The sequence below is a fragment of the Micromonospora sp. NPDC048871 genome (assembly GCF_043198155.1).
Classification (GTDB): domain Bacteria; phylum Actinomycetota; class Actinomycetes; order Mycobacteriales; family Micromonosporaceae; genus Micromonospora.
Map to the genome: position 1 here is coordinate 16,780 of NZ_JBICUM010000007.1, position 18,777 is coordinate 35,556.

The window sequence follows — 18,777 nt, forward strand, 5'->3', positions numbered from 1 at the left end:
TACATTGATCGCCGCCAAGGCTAGCGGCCTTCTGGTCAACTCTCCCGACGCGGGCCTCGGCTCTCCCGACGCGGGCCCGGGCGCAGGGCGTTGCGCAGCAGGGCCAGGCGGGGAGCCAGGCTGGCCAGGCCGCCGGGGAAGAAGTAGACCGCCAGGATGAAGACCGTGCCGAGAACGAACAGGGGCTGGGAGAGGGGTCGGCTGAGGAAGGCCGGCAGGGCGTCCACCGCACCGGAGCTGCCGACCGAGACCAGGCGGTGGTCCAGGTACATGTAGAGGATGCCGCCCAGCACCGGGCCCCAGCGGGTGCCGGGGCCGCCGAGCACCACCATCACCAGCAACGACAGGGTCAGCTCACTGCTGGTGATGTGCGGGGAGGCGCCGCCGACGATCAGGCAGTAGACCACCCCGCCGGCCGCCGCCAGACCACCGGCCAGGGTGAAGGCGACCAACTTGAACCGGTACGGGTCCAGCCCGAGCACCCCGATGCGCCGCTCGTCGTCGCGCACCCCGGCCAGCACCCGCCCGGTCGGAGAACCGCTGACCCGGTGCACCACGAAGACCACCACGACCAGGTACGCCAACGCCAGCCAGTACAGGTTGACCGTGTTGGCCACCCCGACCAGCCCGGCGGGCACCCCGGTCACGTCCAGCGGCAGCCCCTCCTCGCCGCCGGTCAACCCACCGAAGTCGCGGGCCACCAGGATCGCCCCGACCTGGGCGAAGGCCAGGGTGACCATGGCGAAGGCGATGCCGACCGTACGCAGGGCCACCGCCCCGACCAGCGCGGCCAGGATGGTCCCGCCGACGATCGCCAGCGGCGCGGCCTGCCACAGTGGCAACCCGGCCCGGGTGATCAGGATGTCCGTGCCGTACACCCCGGCGGCGAAGTAGAGGGCGTGCCCGAAGGAGAGCATCCCGGTCCGCCCGAACAGCAGGTCGTAGCCGGCCGCCAGGCCACCGAAGACCAGGCAGACGGCGAGCAGTTGCAGGGTGCCGGGCGAGTTCAGGGCCCCCTCGAACAGGCCCGGCAGGTGCAGGGTCGAGTACGGCAGGATCAGCGCCACCACCAGCACGACCAGGGGCAGGAAGGGGCGCAGCCGGGACCCACCGGTCGGCTGGGCCGGTACCTCCGCGACAGGTGCCGGGATCTCGGGACTCTTGACCTCGGTCATGCCGTAGCCACCTTTCCGGCGATGCCCTGCGGGCGCAGCAGCAGCACCACGGCCAGCAGCGCGACCACACAGATGTCGCCCAGCCCGGAGGTGCCGTAGTAGTTGACGAACTGTTGCAGCAGCCCTACCGCCACGGCCGCGTACGCGGACCCGATCACCGAGCCCATGCCGCCGATGACCACCACGATGAAGGCGAAGATCAGCAGGGAGCCGCCCTGCTGGGGCGAGACCGTGCCGAAGTAGACACTGCCCAGCGCACCGGCCAGGGCCGCCGCCGCGCCACCGATGGCGAAGACCAGGGTGAAGGCCTTGCGTACGTCGATGCCCAGCGCGGTCACCATCTCCCGGTTCTCCACCCCGGCCCGGATGATCAGGCCATACCGGGTCCACTGGAGGAAGGCCAGGATCGCGGCCAACACCAGCACCGCGGCGGCGATCAGCAGCAGCCCCCCGTTGGGCACCTGGGCACCCAGGATGGTCGTCACCTGGCGGGTCCACTCCGGACGCGGGAAGGGCCGGGCGTCGGCCCCCCAGGTGGCCTGCAACAACGCCACCCCGGCCAGGGAGAGACCGACGGTGACCAGCACCTGTTCGATGGTGCGGGAGTAGAGCGGCCGGATCAGCACCAGTTCCACCAGCACCGCCATCAGGGTGCCGGCGGCCACCCCGAAGGCGACCGCGGCCACAAAGCCGAAGCCGTCCGCGCCGGCACCGGGCAGGTTCCCCGCCGCCCACCAGGTCGCGTACGCCCCGACTCCGAGGAACAGTCCGTGCGCGAAGTTGAGTACGTCGGCCAGGCCGAAGACCAGTGACAGGCCGGAGGCCACCAGGAAGTACAGCGCCGCCAGACCCAGCCCGGTCAGGGTCAGCAGGATGACCGCGTCCATCAGTGCCCGTCCTTCCGTCCGGCGCCGGGCGCGGCGTGGTGGCTGCCGGGCGCGGCGTGGTGGCCCTCGGCCGAACCGACCCCGAGCAGGGACCGGGTCAGCTCGGTCTCGGCCAGCAGCCGCTGGGCGTCGCCGGTCCAGGCCACCTGGCCGGCGGCCAGCACCACGGCGTCGCGGGCCAGTCGCCGGACCACGGCCAGGTTCTGCTCCACCAGCAGCACCGGCACGGATTCGGCGACCCGCGCCAACACCTCCGCCACCTCGGTCACCACCTTCGGCGCCAACCCCTTGGTCGGCTCGTCCACCAGCAGCAGCCGGTTGTCGTTGAGCAGCACCCGACCGATCGCGAGCATCTGCTGCTGCCCGCCGGAGAGGGAACCGGCCCGCTGCCGGGCCCGCCGTTGCAGCTCCGGAAAGAGCGCGAAGACCCGGTCGTACGCCGCCGTGCCACCCCGCCGCTCGGCGAGCCGCAGGTTCTCCGCGACGGTGAGTCCGGCGAAGACGCAGCGGTCCTCCGGCACGTAGCCGAGCCCACCCCGAACCAGCCGGTGGGTGGGTTGACCTAGCAGCGTCGCCGACTGCATCCGGACGGTGCCGCGTACCTCGCCGTTGCGGGGAGTGAGCCCGACCAGGGCCCGCAGCGTGGTGGTCTTGCCGACCCCGTTGCGGCCGAGCAGCACGGTGACCCCGGTCGGTGCGACAGTGAACGACACCCCTTGCAGGATGTGCAGCCCGGCGATCCGTACCGACAGGTCCTGCACTGCCAAGATCGGCTCCATCAGAGCTCCTCCCCCAGGTAGGCCTCTTGCACGGTCGGGTTGGCCATCACCGTCTCCGGGGTGTCGCAGGCCAGCAGGGCGCCGTGGTGCATCACGGCGATCCGGTCGGCCAAATCGAGGATCACGTCCATGTGGTGCTCGACCATCAGCACCGACCGGCCACTGTCTCCGGTCAGCGACCGGATGACCTGGACCAGTTCCGGGACGTCCTCGGCGCTGACCCCGGCCATCGGCTCGTCGAGCAGCATCACCCGTGGTTCGCCGGCCAGCAGCAGGGCGATCTCCAGCTTGCGTTTCTCGCCGTGGGCCAGGGTGCCGGCCAACGCCGTACCCCGGTGGGCCAGGCCGACCCGCTCCAACGCCGTGTCGGCGGCGGCGGCCACCTCCCGGTCGGCCGCCGCCCGCCGCCACAGCTTCATCGAGCCCCCGCGGTGTGCCTGTACGGCCAGCCGGACGTTCTCCCGTACGCTCAGCGACCCGAAGACCGATGAGGCCTGGAAGGTACGCCCCAGGCCCAGCCGGGCCCGCCGGTGCGGCGGCAGGGTGGAGATGTCCTGTCCGTCCAGGGTGACCTGGCCTTCGGTGGGCCGACGCAGACCGGTGATCAGGTTGAACAGTGAGGTCTTGCCGGCGCCGTTGGGCCCGATCACCCCGAGGAACTCCCCGGGTGCCAGGTCGATCTCGACGGAGTCGACGATGGCGACCTCACCGATCCGCCAGGTCAGACCGCGGGTGGCGAGCATCCTCAGCCCTTCATCGCCTGGACCGGCGGGGCAGCCTCGTCACCGGTCAGCGCCTTCTGGGCGGTGGCGGTGAAGGTGTCGCCGCTGCCGGTGAGGTTCGCCTGGTACATCGGCTGGAGCAGGGCGTGGTCCTCGGCGCGGATGGTCATGGTGCCCTTCACACCCTCGAAGCTCCAGCCCTCCAGGGCGGTGATCATCTTCTCGACGTCGTCCCCGCCCTCCTGCACGGCCCGGACCACCATCTGGGCGGCGGCGAAGCCGTCCGGGTGGAACAGGTCGAGGGTGCCGCCGGGCACCTTCGCCTTCGCGGCCCTGGCCGCCTCGGTGTCGCTGGCCCCGTCGAAGTAGTGCGACAGGAAGGAGATCTTGGTGCCGGCCGCCCCGAAGGTGGGCCAGGAGGCGCGGATGTCCAGCCCGGTGACCACCGTGGTGGAGCTGAGTACGCCCTGCTGGTCCAGGGTCTGCCACATCGCCGGGGCGGTGGTGCCGGCCCAGGCCACGAAGAGCAGATCCGGCTTGGCGGACTTGATCTGGCTGGCGAAGGGGGTGAACTCGGTGGCGCTGGCCGGTGCCCGGACCGCGCTGACGGTCGCCCCGGCACCCCCGATGATCTCCTTGACGGCGGCCTCGTTGGCGTCCCCGAACGCCCCGTCCTGGGCGAACACCACTACCTTCTTGCCGGTCGGGTCGCCGATGAAGGACCGGGCGGTAACCACGTCCTGGTACGACTGCCGCCCGGAGCGGAAGGTGTACTTGTTCACGCCGGTCACCGCGTCGGTGGCGGCCGGGCCGGAGATGAACAGCACCTTGTTCTGGGCGGCGATCGGGGCGACCTGAAGCGCCACACCGGACGCCGTCGAACCGGCGATGATCTTGCTGCCCTTGCCGATCAGGTCCTTGGCCGCGGAGACCGCCTTGGCCGGGTCACCGGCGTCGTCGACCTCGGTGATCTCGATCGCCCGGTCACCGACCTTGTTGGTGCCGCCGGTGGCGAAGTCCAGACCGGCCCGGAACCCTTCGATGTACTGCTTTCCGTAACTGGCCAGCGCTCCCGACTGGGAGTACACCAGGCCGACCTTCACCGGGGCGGCGCTGTCGCCACCACCGTTGGCGGTGTCCTGCGGGCTACCACAGGCCGTGGCGGCCATCGCCGCGGCCAACATCGTTGCGGCGGACAGGAGCGCCCGCCGTGTCGTCCGGACCGTCATTGCCACTCCACGTGAGGACTCAGAGGGAGAGAAACCTTATGTGTCGGCTCACGCTAGAAGTGACATCACCCACGGGCTATGTGGCCTGTGCACACAAGTGGCCCGAGGTGGATGGCTTCCGGTTACAGCCAGGAGAACCCGGCAGCGTCCTCCCGGGAAGACCATGGCCGCATATCCCACGGCCACCTCCCACCCTGTGTCGTCCACCGCTACCCGCCCGACCGCCCCTCGGGCGGGCAATCTTGGACAGTTTCCGTTCTCGGGTAGCGGCAACTGTCCAAGATCTACCTCGGGATTCCGATTTCCCTCCGTTCGAGATCGCCGGAAATCGGAAGATTGTCTGGTGCACCGGTTCTTTCGTCACCCCGTACGGCTGGTGCCGCTCGCTTTCCTGGTGGCGATCGGAATCGGCACCGGACTGCTGATGCTGCCCCCGATGACGGCCCCCCGACACGAACCGGCGCCGCTGCTCACCGCCCTGTTCACCGCCACCTCGGCGATCTCGGTGACCGGGCTGACCTCGGTGGACACCCCGACCTTCTGGTCCACCACCGGCCTGGTGGTGATCATGGTCCTCACCCAGATCGGCGGGCTGGGCATCCTCACCGGCGCCGCCCTGGTGGTCCTGACGGTCTCCCGACGGCTCGGCCTGCACAACCGGATGCTGGTGCAGGCCGAGACCCTGGAGTACGGCATCGGAAACCTGGGTCGCCTGCTGCTGCGCATCGGTGCGACCGTGCTGGCCTGCGAGGCGGCGATGACGGCCATCGTCACCGTACGGCTCTGGCTGGGGTACGACTATCCGCTCGGACGAGCCCTGTGGTCGGCGGGTTTCCACGCCATCCAGGCCTTCAACAACTCCGGCTTCTCCCTCTACCCGCACGGCCTGCTGTCCCTGGCCCGCGACCCCTGGGTCTGTCTGCCCCTGGCACTGGGCAGCATCATCGGCGGGCTCGGTTTCCCGGCCCTGTTCGAGGCGGTCCGCGAGTGGCGCCACCCGATCCGGTGGGCGGTCGCCACCAAGCTGACCATCTGGGGCAGCCTCGCCCTGGTCCTCCTCGGCTTCCTGGTCCTCCTGCTGATCGAGTGGAGCAACGCCCGGACCATCGGCCCGTACGCCGTCGGCGACAAGATCCTCGCCGCCTTCACCCAGATCGCACTGTCGCGTACCGGTGGGATCGAGGTGGTGCCCATCGCCGGCCTGCGGGAGGAGACCCATCCCCTGCTGACCGGGTTGATGTTCATCGGTGGCGGCAGCGCCAGCACCGCCGGCGGCATCAAGGTCACCACCTTCTTCCTGCTCGCCTTCATCATCTGGGCGGAGATGCGGGGCGAGCCGGACGTCACCGTGGGGCATCGTCGGGTGGCCACCGCCAGCCAACGGCAGGCCCTGACGGTAGCCCTGCTCAGCGTCGCGATCGTGGCCGTGGGCACCCTCCTGCTGATCGCCATGACCCACCAGGTGCCGTTCGACGCCGCCTTGTTCGAGATCACCTCGGCCTTCAGCACCACCGGCCTCTCCGTCGGGGTGACCTCGGCCCTGTCCGACGCGGGTCTGCTCCTGCTGACCGTGCTGATGTACATCGGCCGGGTCGGGCCGCTGACCCTCGGCTCGGCGATCGCGCTGAACACCCGGCGTCGGCTCTACCGCTATCCAGAGGAGCAACCCATTGTCGGCTAACCGCCCGGATCCGGGGCCCATCGCCGTGATCGGCCTCGGCCGGTTCGGCTCCCGCCTGGCCGAATCGCTCAGCGCCCTGGGTCACGAGGTCCTCGCCATCGACCATGACGCCCAGCGGGTGCAGAAGTGGTCGAACCTGCTGGACCAGGTGACCCAGGCCGACTCCACGGACGACCGGGCCCTGCGCCAACTCGGGTTGACCGACCTGAGCCGGGTAGTGGTGGCCATTGGGGCCTCCGTGGAGTCCAGCGTGCTCACCGTGCTGGCGCTCGTCGAGTTGGGGGTGCCGCAGATCTGGGCACGCGCCACCTCTACCCAGCACGCGAAGATCCTCTCCGCGGTCGGGGCGCACCATGTGATCTTCCCCGAGAAGGAGACCGCCGAACGGCTGGCGCACCTGATCGCCAGCCGGATGCTCGACTTCATGGAGTTCGGGGACGCCTTCGCCATCGCGAAGATGCCGGTACCCGCGGCCCTGGCCGGACACCACCTGAACGAGGAACAACTGCTCGACCGCCACGGGGTACGGATCATCGGGATCAAGCCGGCGCAGGAGCAGGGGTACCGCTACGTCTCGGACAGCCTGCGCCTGGGCCCCGAGGACCTCGTCATCGTCGAGGGGACCATCGAGCAGGTCCATGCCTTCGCCTCACTGACCTGACCTGACCTGACCCGACCTGACCTGTTCTGACTGGGGCGTACCGCAGATCCTCAGCCCTTCCGGCGGGGAGGCCGGTGCGACTTGCCCCGCTTGGCCGCCTTGCTCTTCTCCGGCTTGCCCTTCGCCGGGGTGCCCTTGGCCTGCTGCTCCTTCTTGCCGGGGCCACCCTTCTTGCCGTCCTTCTTCTCCGGCTTGGCCTTCTCCGACTTGCTCTTCGACTTGCCGGAGCTGCCCGAGCCCCCCGAACCGGCCTTGCCACCGGAACCGGCGGCGGCCTTCACCGGCTTCGGGGTCGGCGCACTGCCGGCGATGCCGGACACCTGCACCCCGCACTGCTCGTCACCCAGGCGGAACTCCACCGGCAGCGGATTGGTGCCGGTGTAGGTGCCGGTCAGGTTCAGCTTCTCGGTGGCACCGGGAGCCAGGGCGGGACGCTGCGGGGTGGCCAGCAGTGCCACCGCGCGCCCCTGCTGGCGGGCCGGCACCGGGCTGGCCTCGGTCACCTGCTGCTCACCGGGGAAGGCGAAGCGGACCGTCCAGTCCCGCAGTTCCCGCTCCCCGGTGTTGGTCAGGCTCAACTCGGCCGTGAACTCCTTGCCGGAGTCCTTGCGCAGCGCGTACGAGACCTGGCACGGGATGCGCTGCTCACCGCCCATCCGGGCCTGGGTGGGCTGGTCGATGCCGCCGCTGGCCGGGCTGCGGGAGGTCACCCCCCACACCGCTGCGGTGACGGCCATCAGCGCCACCGCGGCCACCGCCGCCTCGGCCCGCCGCCGCCGGTCCAACCGCCGCCGGGTACGCAGACCCATCAGCGGCATGGCATCCGTCGCCGCCGACCAGGGCAGGATGGTGGTGCCCGCACTGGCCAGCAACATCGCATCGGCCGGTTGGTCGGCCGGGGACACCGGCACCCGGGGCACCTTCCCGATCACCTCGGCCAGGGTCCGGGCCACCTCGGCCGTGCCGGGCCGGTCGGCGGGCCGCTTGGCCAGGCAACGGTGGATCAGCTCGGCCACCCCGGCCGGCAACTCCGGCACCGGGGGCATGGGTTCGGGTTCGCGGTACATGTGCGCCCGCAGCATCTGGGTGGTGGTCTCCACCTGCCAGGGCAGCCGTCCGGTCAGCATCCGGTAGAGCAGCAGTCCCACCGCGTACACGTCGGTGGCCGGGCTGACCTGGCCGTTGTCCAGGCGTTCCGGGGCCAGGTAGGCCGGGGTGCCGAGCAGGGTGCCGTCCGTGCCCTTCTCGCTCTCCCCCACCAGGGCGGAGATACCGAAGTCGACCACCTTCACGCCGGTGGGGGTGAGCATGACGTTTCCCGGGGTGACGTCGCGGTGCACCACCCCCCGGGCGTGCGCGGTGGCCAGGGCGGAGGCCACCTCGGCCGCGATGGTCACCGCCTCCCGCCAGGGCAGGGTGCCCACACCGGCGAGCCGGGCGGTCAGCGGAGCACCGTCGATCAACTCCATCACCACGTACGGCAGGGTCAGCCCCACCTGCTGGGACTCGCCGTAGTCGTACACATTGGTGATGTTGGGGTGGCAGAGCCGGGCCGCGGCCTGGGCCTCGGTGCGGATCCGGTGGCGGAAGGCCCGGTCGCTGGCCAGCCGGGAGGCGAGGACCTTGACCGCGACCTGCCGGCCGAGCACCTCGTCGTAGCCGCGCCAGACCACGGACATCCCGCCCGTGCCGAGTTGCTCGATCAGCCGGTACCGCTCACCGAGCAGCTGCGCGCCCCTGCGTACCTCTGCACCCATGGTCGGCCTTGTTGCCCGATGCGAACCCGCCTACACCTTTCTGAACGGATTCGGTCGCGGATTCACCCGATCAGGCGGTGGCCAGCAGTTGATCCACCGGGGCGTAGTCGTCCGTGAGCACCAGGGCCTCCCCGACGAAGTCCGTCAGATCCCCGCCGCTGAGCAGGCTGACCGGCTCGTTGGCGGCGTCCAGCCGGGCCCGGATGGCGGCCAGCGGCAGCGGGGCGTCGGAGGCGACGATGAGGAAGTTGGCCCCCTGCTCCCCGGCCAGGGCCTCCGGCGGGGCGATCAGGGCCACCTGCGGGAACTCGGCCGCCACGGTGGCCACCTCGCTGCGGATGAACCGCAGCGGCGGATAGTCGATGACGTTCTGCACGTACACCCCACCCGGCCGGGTCACCCGCCGGATGTCCGCGGCCATCTCCCGGGTGGCCAGATGCCAGGGCACCACCAGGTGGCCGAAGGCGTCCCCGACCACGAAGTCCCGACTGTCGGTGCCCTCCTTGGCCACCAGCATCCGGGCGTCACCCACCACCGCCCGCAGGTCCGGCCCCTGGCGTACGCCGAGCAGCCGCTCCCCCAGGTCGACCAGCCCGCCGTCGATCTCGAACACCAGGTTGTCCGTACCGGGCCGGGTGGCGGTCAGGTAGCGGGGCATGGTGAAGCCGCCCCCGCCCAGGTGCAGGGCGTCCAGCCGCTGCCCCTCCGGGGCCATCACGTCCGCCACCGCGCCGATCCACCGGGTGTAGGCGTACTGGAGGTAGGTCGGGTCGGCGAGATCCACGTACGAGTGCTGGGCCGAGTTGAGCAGCAGGGTGCGTCCGTTCTCCCGGCCGGGATCGGCCTCGACCTTGGCGCAGTGGTACGCCGTCTCCACGTCACACGGATTCGGGGCGACCATGGTCAGCCCGGCACCGACCAGGCCGAGCACCGCCAGCGCCGCCTTCACCCGGGCCGGACCGGGCAGGGTGGCCCGGTCCTGGCGGTGCAGGTAAACCCCCAGGGCGATCCCGGTGATCCCCAGGGAGGCGGCCAGCCCGAACAGGATGACCGTGCTGGGCAGCGCGGCGACCAGCACGAACCCGGTGCCCAAAGTCGCCGTGACCGCGCCCAGGGTGCCGATGCCGGAGAGCCGACCGACCACCTGACCGGTACGGCGCAGGTCGGCCAGTTGCAGCTTGACCACCAGCGGGGTGACTGCCGACAGCAGCATCGCCGGGGCGAACACGGCGACCGCCACCAGCAGCAGGATGGCCCCGGCCGTGCCGCCGGTGAGCACCTCACCGGCGTACCGCACCGCCGGCAGGGTGATCGCGGTGGCGATGCCGGAGAGCACCAGGGCAGGGGCCAGCAGGGTACGCGGATTGCGCTTGTCGGCCAGCCAACCCCCCGCCCAGGCCCCGTAGGCGATCGCGGCCAGGGCGATGCCGATGACCGAACTGGTCACCTGAAGAGTCACCCCGACGTACGGCCCGACCAGGCGCAGCGCCGCGGTCTCCAGCACCAGGACGGCGCCGCTGGAGTAGAAGACCAGGAAGGCGGCGAGCCCGTTGGGCAGGGCCCGTGGGGTCGTCGGATCGGCCGAGGCGGCCGGTGCCGCGAGGTCAGGCGATGGAGAGTTCATCGTGGGCATGGTACGCAGCGTCGCGACGGCCCCGGGTCAGTACATCGAGAGATGAACGTGGTTCGTGTGGTCCGCGGCGGGACTGCCACTGCCGCCGTACGACCGCCAACCGGTGCCCGGGTGCCAGATCTGCCGGTACCAGATGACGTACAGCACACCCAGCCGATCGGCGTTGCGTACGTGCCAGGCGGCCAGACTGTCCCCGTACGCCTTGTCCCCGCCGGTGGCCGTGCGGTCCTCGAAGCCGTTGGTGGCGGCGGAGAAGTCGCAGGCCCGGCCCTTGGGGTGTTCGCCCGAGCCACCGCTGCGGTAGCAGGAGACGTACCGCTTGTAGCCGGCGGCCTGGGTCTGTTGCAGGGCGTGCAGGGTGCGCGGGGTGATGCAGCCCGAGGTGGTCGGGTCGTTCACCGAGCAGGACTCCGACGGCCAGGAGCCGTTGGCGTTGCGTGGTGCCGGCTTGGCCGAGGTGGAGTTGCCGCCGCTGAAGCCGCCGCTGCTGCCCGAACTGACCGCGGCCAGGGCCGCCTCGGTCTCCTTCTTCTTCTTGGCGATCACGGCTAGCTGCTTGGTCTGCTCGCGCACCTCGGCGTTGATCGCCAGCTTGGCCTGGCGGGTCTGCTCACGGGCCTCGGCCAGCTCGCGGACCCGACGGCCGTCCCGCTGGGCCATCATGTCCAGGCTGGCGGCCCGCTGCACGAAGGCCTCCGGGGTGCCGCTGTCCAGCAGGGCTGCGGCGGCGCTGAGCCGACCGATCCGGTACGACTGCGCGGCCACCTCACCGACCATCAGGCTCAGCTCGGCCAGCCGCTCCTCCAGCTCGGACAGCTCCTTGGCCATCTTCTTCTGGCGCTTCTTGGAGCCGTCGAGCTTGCGCTTGGCCTCGATGTGGGCCTTGGCGGTGGCCTCCAGGGTGTCCCGCAGCTTCTTGCTGCCCCCCTCGTTGGGCTCCGCGTACGCCGGCACGGCGCCGAGGCCGAACAACATCATGACGGCGGCGAGCAGGGCGATCAGCGTTCGATGCGAGCGCCGCCGCACGGGCATGGACCTGCGCACGAAAGCATCCTCTCGTCGTCCGCCGGCCCCCCTTGGTGAGATCCACTGCGCGGCGGCGGTCCCCGCCGGCGCCGATCGGCGGCCTGCTGGCGATGAACCGCCGGTCAGAATACCGGAACCAGCACCCCCGACCAGTCCCCCGACCCCCACACCCGTCAATCATCAACCCACCGCAACCCCCACCTCACCCTCCGCCCTCATGCCTCGCTGATCAAGAAGTTTTGGTCTTGATCCGGGCTGCGGAAGACCAAAACTTCTTGATCAACTCAACGGAGGTCAGATCGGGAGGAGGGTTTCGTGGACTGTGTGCCAGACCTGGTCGTTGACGGCGACCAGGAGGCCGTGCTCGGTGTCGGCGGGGTGATAGTCCGCGCCGTCGAAGCGGCGGGCCACCCCGCCTGCGGCCCGCACCAGCAGGGTGCCCGGACCGTGGTCCCAGGGCAGGGTGCGCCAGAAGATCACGAACTGCTGGGCCCCGGTCAGCAGGTCCAGATATTCCCGGCCGGCGCAGTGCTGACCCGGCAGCAGTTCACCGACCCGCGCGCCACCGGCCTCGACCGTCCGCCGGGAGGCCGGCGGCAGGAACCTGGTCATCGCCGCGCCCCGCAGGCTGCCCAGCGGGGGCGCCTCGGTCGGCAGACGCAGCGGGCGACCGTCGAGGTGGACTCCGGTCTCCAGCCAACCCGTGGCCAGGGTCTCCGCCAGCGGATCGAAGATCCAGCCGGCCACCGGCTCACCGCCGGAGAGCAGCGAGATCATCAGAGCGAAGGGACGTTGACCGGCCGCGAAGTTGGCCGTGCCGTCGATCGGGTCGACCAGCCACACCTCCCCTTCCGACCGCAGGTGGCGCAGCAGGCCCGGATCCTCCGCCACCGCCTCCTCGCCGACCACCAGCGAGTTCGGCCGCAGCCGGCGCAGCCCGGCGGTGATCGCCTCCTCGGCCCTACGGTCGGCGACCGTGACCAGCTCACCGGGTGCCTTCTCGATCACGTCGGCGGCGTCCAGATGACGGAAGGACGGCAGTACGATCCGGTCCGCGGTCTCCCGCAGCAGTCCGGCGACGTCGTCGAGCAGGGTGTCAGCCACGCGGCGGCAGTTTCACCACACTGACGAAGAACTCGTCGATCTGTCGGACCACCGAGATGAACCGCTCGAAGTCCACCGGCTTGGTGACGTAGGCGTTCGCGTGCAACTGGTAGCTGCGCAGGATGTCCTCGTCGGCCTGGGAGGTGGTCAGCACGACCACCGGGATGCGGCGGAACTGCTCGTCGTTCTTGATCTCCTCCAGCACCTCCCGGCCGTCCCGGCGGGGCAGGTTCAGGTCGAGCAGGATCAGATCCGGCAGCACGGCGTCCGCGTACTGGCCCTCGCGGCGCAGGTAGGCCAGGGCCTCGGCACCGTCGGAGACGACATTGAGCCGGTTACGCAGCTTGTGCTCCTCGAACGCCTCCCGCGTCATCAGCACGTCGCCCGGGTCGTCCTCGACGAGCAGCACCTCGATCGGGCTGTTGCCGTCCGCTGGCGCGGTCATCTCACCGCCTCCTTCATCCCACCTGTTTCGCCGCTACCCGACCCGGCGTCCCCGCCGACGGCCTCCTGCGAGCCGCCCTGGCGGGCCACCCCGCTCCGCTGCGCCCCGGCGGCCTGGTCGTCCGCCTCGGGAACCGAATCCGGGTCAGCGTCCGCGCCGACCGTACCCGCACCCTCGGGCTGCTCGCCTCCGTCGCGGCCTTCCGCGTCCGAATCCGGCGCCACCGCTCCGGCCGGCTGGTCGGCCTGGGCGGCCGTGACATCCTCCGGTCGGGCCGGCAGGGTGAAACGGATGGCCGTGCCCTCGGGTACGTCGGTGTCCACCCAGACCCGACCCCCGTGATATTCCACGATCTTCTTGACGATGGCCAGCCCGATGCCCGTGCCGGGGTAGGCGTCCTTGGCGTGCAGCCGCTGGAAGATCACGAAGATCTTGTCGGCGAACTCCGGCTCGATGCCGATGCCGTTGTCCTGGCAGCTGATCTCCCACTCCTCGCCGACCAGGCGGGCTGAGATGTGCACCTTCGGCGGCACCTCGGGTCGGCGGAACTTGACCGAGTTGCTGACCAGGTTCACCAGCAGGTTGGTCAGCAGGGGTTCCTCGCCCCGGATCACCGGCAGGTCGTCCCAGGTCAGCTCGGCGTCGGCGTACTGCCGGGCCGGCTCGGTCTGGGCGGCCACCTCGGCCATCAGGTTGTTCATGTTGACCTCGGTGAACCCGGCGGTGAGGCGACCGATCCGGGAGAAGGCCAGCAGGTCGTTGATCAGCCGCTGCATCCGCTGGGCGCCGTCCACCGCGAAGGCGATGTACTGGTCGGCCCGCTCGTCGAGGCGGCCCGCGTACCGGCGTTGCAGCAACTGGCAGAAGCTGGCCACCTTGCGCAGCGGCTCCTGCAGGTCGTGCGAGGCGACGTAGGCGAACTGCTCCAGGTCACGGTTGGACCGGGTCAACTCCTCGGCCTGCTTCTGCAACTGGGTGTTGACCCACTCGATCCGCTCCCGCGCCTCGCGTACCTCGGCCAGGTCGGCCGCGATCCGCTGACGCATGGCGTCCACATCCGCGCCGAGGCGCTGGAACTCCGGCGGCCCGCCACCGACGATCCGATGGGTGTAGTCGCCCGTGACGACCTCCCTGACCTGCCCGGCCAGGGCGGTCAACGGCCGCAGCACCATCCGGTCCAGCGCCAGCAGCAGGGCGATACCCGCCACGGCCACCACTAGGGCGGCGACGATCAGCAGGATGACCAGGAGGTTGCCGGTCTGCTCCACGTTGCGGGCGGTGGCCTGCCGGGCGGTGAGAATCTCCTCCTGGAGGGCGGCGACCGCGCCCCGTACCTCGTCGAACCGTTGCCGGGTCTCGTCGGTCAGCAGGGCCTGACCGGCTTCGGTGCCGCTGGTCCGGGTGGTCTCGATCACCGGCTGGGCGACCGCGCGCCGCCACTCGTCCGCCTGCTGCTCCACCGCCTGCAGATCCGCCACGATCTCGGGGTACTTGCCGGACAGCTGCCGGATCTCCTGCGCGGTGGCCCGTTCCTGGGCCAGGCCCTGCTCGTACGGGGCCAGGTCCTCAGGGTCCGCCGTCACCGCGTACCCGCGTACGGCGGTCTCCTGGTCCAGCAGCGCGTTGAGCATCTCCTGGCCCTGCACCCGCAGCGGGCCGACCTCCATCAGCAGCACGTCGGTGTACTCGCGGTTCTTGGAGGCCACGACCGCCTCGGCCACCGCGACACTGAGCAGCAGCACCCCGACCACACCCAGCAGCGCCAGCACCCGCCGGCGCAGCGTCCACCAGCTGACCCCTACGCTCACCGGCCACCGCCCCGGGTGACCAGCAGCATCGCCACGTCGTCGGCGAAGGGGCCGCCGTTGAGCTGCTCAGCCCGCCCGACCAGCCAGGCCGGCAGTTCGGGCAGGGCGACGCGGCGGCCGTCCGGCTCCTGCAACAGTCGGGTCAGACCGGGCACGTCGAGGCGTTCGTCGCCCTCGCCCACCCGGCCCTCGATCAGACCATCGGTGTACATCAGCAGAGACCAGTCCTCGGTGTCGAACTTCAGATCGAAGGCGACCGGGCGCCGTGGGCGTACCCCGAGCAGCAGGCCACCCGGTGCGGGCACCGGGGCCACCCGCCCTCCGGAGAGCAGGACCGGCGGAGGATGACCGGCCAGCCGTACGATGCCCCGGTTGGCGTCGAGGTCCAGGCGCACCGTGGCGACCGTGGCGAAGATCTCCTGGAGTCGGCGCTCGCTCATCAGCACCTGCTCCAGGGCGGGCAGTACCTCGTCGTCCGGCACCCCGGCCAGGATCAGGGCCCGCCAGGCCACCCGCAACTCGACCCCGAGCGCCGCCTCGTCCACCCCGTGCCCGCACACGTCACCGACGATCAGGTCGACCCGATCCGGACGGGTCTGCACAACGTCGAAGAAATCGCCACCGATCAGGGCAGCGTGTCGGCCAGGCCGATAGAAGGTGTGCACGGCGATCTTGTCGGTGGACATCAGTGGCTGGGGCAGCAGACCCCGCTCCAACCGGGCCGACTCGGCCTGCCGCAGCTCCACCTCGCGCAGTCGGCGGGCGTTCTCGTCGGCGCGCTTACGCTCCACCGCGTACCGCAGGGCCCGGGTCAGCAGCACCCCGTCGACCTGGCCCTTGACCAGGTAGTCCTGGGCCCCCTCGGCGACCGCGACGATGCCCAGGTGCTCGTCGCTGCGGCCGGTCAACACACAGACGGCCGCGCTGCCGGACATCTCCAACACCTGCCGCAGGCCGTCCAGCCCCTGCGCGTCCGGCAGACCCAGATCCAGCAGTACGCAGTCCACCCCGGTCATCCGGCGGCGGGCCTCGCGCAGACTGGTGGCGACCACCAGGTCGATGCCGGAGTTCGTCTCGGCCAGCAGCTCACCGACCAGGAAGGCGTCGCCCTCGTCGTCCTCTACCAGCAGCACCCGCAGCCGCTCCCCCGGCGGGAGGTTGGGATTACCTCCCAGGCCACCTCGCGGGTACGGCCATGACACGACGGAGGGACCGGTCGTGCCGGTCCCCCGGTGTGCCCGGGCCACCGCCGTGACCGGCGGGAGTTCGCTGGTGATGTCGGGCTCCTTCCGAGTGCCCCGCTGATCCTGTATTAGACAACGTTCGCACACAACACGACGGAGCGCCCTGGCGTGGCATAGAGGATGATGTGCACCCCCCAGGTCCCATCCCCCGAGGAGCCGTCCGTGGGCGCACCCCCCAGCCCCGCTGCCGATCGTGCCCTGTCCCGACCCCGTCGCCGCGGGCTGGCCGCGTTGGCGGCTCTGGTCGCGCTGGCCGCCGTCGGCACCCTGGCCCTGCTCGACATCCGCCCCCCGACACCCCGCCCCACGGACGCACCGGCCGAGGAGTTCAGCGCCGGTCGGGCGTACGCCCATCTGGCTGTCGTCGCCGGTGGGCCGCATGTCGCCGGCAGCCCGGCCAACGACGAGGTCCGCGCCTACCTGGAGGCCGAACTCCGCAAACTGGGCCTGACTCCGGAGGTACAGGACACCGTCGCCGAGGAGGCCGGTCAGCTCAGCGGAGCCGCCGCCGGCGCCACCCTGGCCCGGGTCCGCAACGTGGTGGCCCGGCTGCCCGGCACCGACCCGACCGGCACGGTGTTCCTGGTGGCCCACTACGACGCCGTGCAGACCGGGCCGGGCGGCAACGACAACGGGGCCGGGGTGGCCGCCATCCTGGAGGTGGCCCGGGCGCTGACCAACGGACCGGCCCCGCGCAACGAGGTCGTCTTCGTGCTCACCGACGCGGAGGAGGCCTGCCTGTGCGGGGCCTCCGCCTTCGCCGCCGACCATCGGCTGGCCGCCGAGAAGGGGGTGGTGCTCAACCTGGAGGCGCGGGGCCGCACCGGGCCGGTGATCATGTTCGAGACCTCGCCGCGGAACGCCGCGCTGGTGGAGGTCTTCGGTCGGGCCGCGCCGCATCCCGTCGGCACCTCCTTCGCCGTGGAGGTCTACCGCGCCCTGCCCAACGACACCGACTTCACGGCCTTCCTGGACCACGGTTTCGTCGGGCTGAACTCGGCCTATCTGGACGGGGGCGCGATCTACCACACCCCGCTGGACACCCCCGGGTCGATGGACCGGGCCAGCCTCCAGCACCACGGCGCCAACACCCTAGCCATGGCCCGCGAATTCGGTCGGATCGACCTGACCGACCTGGACGCCGGACACGACGCCACCTACTTCCCGATCCCCGGCGGCCTGGCCCGCTACCCCGGGCCGCTGGTGCTGCCGCTGGCCCTGCTGGCGCTGGCCGGGGTGATCGTGCTGGCCTGGCTGGCCCGGCGTCGAGGTCGGGTCACCGGGGGCCGGCTGGCAGCCGGGTTCGGGCTGGCGCTGGTGCCGATCGTGGTAGCCCCGCTGGGCGCGCAGTTGCTCTGGGCCGCGATCACCGCCATCCGGCCCAGCTACGCGATGCTGCTCGACCCGTACCGGCCGACCTGGTATCGACTGGCGGTGCTGGCGCTGGCCGCCGCCGTGCTGTTCACCTGGTACGCCCTGACCCGTCGACGGGTCGGTCCCGCCGCCCTTGCCATCGGTGGACTGGGCTGGCTGGCGCTGCTCGGCGTACTGCTCGCGGTGCTGGTGCCCGGTGGGGCGTACCTGGCGACCCTGCCCGCCCTGGCCGGCGCCCTGGCCGGGCTGGTCGCGGTGGCCGCCCGCATCGAGGGCCCGGTACCGGTCATCGCGGTGACCCTGGCCGGCGCGGTCGCCGTGGTCGTCCTGCTGCCCGTGGTGGTGCTGCTGTTCCCGGCGCTGGGCATGACCATGGGGGGTGTCGCGGCACTGTTCGCGGTCCTGCTCGGCCTGGCCGCCCTGCCGGTGGTGGACCTGCTGCACCCCGAGGCCGGCGGCCAGCGGGGCCTGGTGGCCCTGCGGGCCCGGCGGCTCGGCGCGCTGCCCGCCGGGGCCGCCACCCTGGCCGCGATCGTGCTCGCCGGGGTCGGGCTGGCCGTCGACCGGTTCGACGCCGCGCACCCCACCCCCACCCACCTGATGTACGCCCTGGACGCCGACACCGGACAGGCCCGCTGGCTCAGCCGCGAAACCGACCCCCAACCCTGGACCGCACAGTACGTCGAGGGGCCGGTCTCCATCGCGGACGACTTCCCCGGCCTGGCCCACACCGACCTGCTGGGCGGCCCGGCGCAGGCGGCCCCACTGCCCGCACCCCGGCTGGAGGTGCTGGCCGACACCAGCACGGCCGGGCAGCGCACCCTGCGCCTGCGGCTGACCCCCCAACGACAGGTACGCCTGGCCACCCTGCACCTCGACACCTCCACGGCCACGGTTCGCAGCGCCACAGTGGCCGGCCGGCCGGTGCCGATCGAGACACGCGAGGGCCGGTGGGGCTTCGGGGTGGTCTTCCACGCCCCGCCCCCGGAGGGCATCGAGATCACCCTGACCGTAGAACCCCGGGCGGCACAGGTCTCCCTGCGCGCCCAAGACGTCAGCGACGGCCTGGACCAGATCCCCGGCTTCCGCCCCCGCCCACCCCACGTAGGCGTGGTCGGCTCCCACACCTCCGAAATGCTCGCCGTAGCCCGCACCTACCCCCTCTAGCCCTCGCCCTCCCCTCTCCCTCCCCGGCGATCTTGCACTTTTGGTCTCCGCAAAGCGGACATACTCCGCAGAAAGGCGACCGAAA

15 protein-coding genes are annotated in these 18,777 nt (G+C 71.2%); 3 read left to right on the forward strand and 12 right to left on the reverse strand.

Annotation, left to right across the window (positions count from 1 at the left end; genetic code table 11):
* Nucleotides 1–35: 35 nt before the first annotated feature.
* Genes ACGFIK_RS17295 through ACGFIK_RS17315 form a run of 5 tightly spaced genes read right to left on the reverse strand, consistent with a single transcriptional unit; the run spans nt 36 to nt 4,792 of the window.
* On the reverse strand, nt 36–1,175 hold the full coding sequence (locus tag ACGFIK_RS17295; protein WP_393340203.1) for a branched-chain amino acid ABC transporter permease: 1,140 nt from the start codon (nt 1,173–1,175) through the stop codon (nt 36–38).
* Nucleotides 1,172–2,062 (reverse strand): branched-chain amino acid ABC transporter permease, encoded by an 891-nt coding sequence (locus ACGFIK_RS17300; protein WP_327023973.1) that lies wholly within the window; start codon nt 2,060–2,062, stop codon nt 1,172–1,174. The genes ACGFIK_RS17295 and ACGFIK_RS17300 overlap by 4 nt, the downstream gene beginning before the upstream one ends.
* Nucleotides 2,062–2,841 (reverse strand): ABC transporter ATP-binding protein, encoded by a 780-nt coding sequence (locus ACGFIK_RS17305; protein WP_393340206.1) that lies wholly within the window; start codon nt 2,839–2,841, stop codon nt 2,062–2,064. The genes ACGFIK_RS17300 and ACGFIK_RS17305 overlap by 1 nt, the downstream gene beginning before the upstream one ends.
* A complete protein-coding gene (locus ACGFIK_RS17310; RefSeq protein ID WP_327023971.1) occupies nt 2,841–3,584 on the reverse strand; it encodes an ABC transporter ATP-binding protein in 744 nt (247 codons plus the stop codon). Before ACGFIK_RS17310 ends, ACGFIK_RS17305 begins: the two co-directional genes overlap by 1 nt.
* A 2-nt stretch (nt 3,585–3,586) precedes the next feature.
* Nucleotides 3,587–4,792, reverse strand: a complete 1,206-nt coding sequence (locus ACGFIK_RS17315; protein ID WP_327023970.1) for a substrate-binding domain-containing protein — start codon at nt 4,790–4,792, stop codon at nt 3,587–3,589.
* 343 nt (nt 4,793–5,135) lie between these two features.
* Here ACGFIK_RS17315 and ACGFIK_RS17320 point away from each other — a divergent pair, with 343 nt between their 5' ends.
* On the forward strand, nt 5,136–6,473 hold the full coding sequence (locus ACGFIK_RS17320; protein ID WP_327023969.1) for a potassium transporter TrkG: 1,338 nt from the start codon (nt 5,136–5,138) through the stop codon (nt 6,471–6,473).
* The gene (locus ACGFIK_RS17325; RefSeq protein ID WP_393340210.1) at nt 6,463–7,134 is read left to right on the forward strand and encodes a potassium channel family protein; all 672 of its coding nucleotides are present in this window, start codon (nt 6,463–6,465) and stop codon (nt 7,132–7,134) included. Before ACGFIK_RS17320 ends, ACGFIK_RS17325 begins: the two co-directional genes overlap by 11 nt.
* Nucleotides 7,135–7,184: 50 nt before the next feature.
* Here ACGFIK_RS17325 and ACGFIK_RS17330 read toward each other — a convergent pair whose 3' ends face one another.
* The 7 genes from ACGFIK_RS17330 to ACGFIK_RS17360 all read right to left on the reverse strand — a co-directional run bounded on the left by ACGFIK_RS17330 (nt 7,185) and on the right by ACGFIK_RS17360 (nt 16,040).
* Nucleotides 7,185–8,891 (reverse strand): serine/threonine-protein kinase, encoded by a 1,707-nt coding sequence (locus tag ACGFIK_RS17330; protein ID WP_327023968.1) that lies wholly within the window; start codon nt 8,889–8,891, stop codon nt 7,185–7,187.
* Nucleotides 8,892–8,961: 70 nt separating this feature from the next.
* On the reverse strand, nt 8,962–10,515 hold the full coding sequence (locus tag ACGFIK_RS17335; RefSeq protein ID WP_327023967.1) for a fused MFS/spermidine synthase: 1,554 nt from the start codon (nt 10,513–10,515) through the stop codon (nt 8,962–8,964).
* Between the two features lie 36 nt (nt 10,516–10,551).
* Nucleotides 10,552–11,556, reverse strand: a complete 1,005-nt coding sequence (locus ACGFIK_RS17340; RefSeq protein ID WP_327027408.1) for a hypothetical protein — start codon at nt 11,554–11,556, stop codon at nt 10,552–10,554.
* A gap of 288 nt (nt 11,557–11,844) precedes the next feature.
* Nucleotides 11,845–12,654 carry an inositol monophosphatase family protein gene (locus tag ACGFIK_RS17345; protein WP_327023966.1) on the reverse strand — a complete coding sequence of 270 codons (810 nt, stop codon included), beginning with the start codon at nt 12,652–12,654 and terminating at the stop codon, nt 11,845–11,847.
* The gene (locus tag ACGFIK_RS17350; protein ID WP_013736029.1) at nt 12,647–13,099 is read right to left on the reverse strand and encodes a response regulator; all 453 of its coding nucleotides are present in this window, start codon (nt 13,097–13,099) and stop codon (nt 12,647–12,649) included. Before ACGFIK_RS17350 ends, ACGFIK_RS17345 begins: the two co-directional genes overlap by 8 nt.
* Nucleotides 13,096–14,907 carry an ATP-binding protein gene (locus tag ACGFIK_RS17355; protein ID WP_327023965.1) on the reverse strand — a complete coding sequence of 604 codons (1,812 nt, stop codon included), beginning with the start codon at nt 14,905–14,907 and terminating at the stop codon, nt 13,096–13,098. The genes ACGFIK_RS17350 and ACGFIK_RS17355 overlap by 4 nt, the downstream gene beginning before the upstream one ends.
* The gene (locus ACGFIK_RS17360) at nt 14,904–16,040 is read right to left on the reverse strand and encodes a fused response regulator/phosphatase (RefSeq protein ID WP_327023964.1); all 1,137 of its coding nucleotides are present in this window, start codon (nt 16,038–16,040) and stop codon (nt 14,904–14,906) included. The genes ACGFIK_RS17355 and ACGFIK_RS17360 overlap by 4 nt, the downstream gene beginning before the upstream one ends.
* 273 nt (nt 16,041–16,313) lie before the next feature.
* Here ACGFIK_RS17360 and ACGFIK_RS17365 point away from each other — a divergent pair, with 273 nt between their 5' ends.
* Complete coding sequence (locus ACGFIK_RS17365) at nt 16,314–18,692, forward strand: M28 family peptidase (protein ID WP_327023963.1); 2,379 nt, start codon at nt 16,314–16,316, stop codon at nt 18,690–18,692.
* The last annotated feature ends 85 nt before the right edge of the window (nt 18,693–18,777 follow it).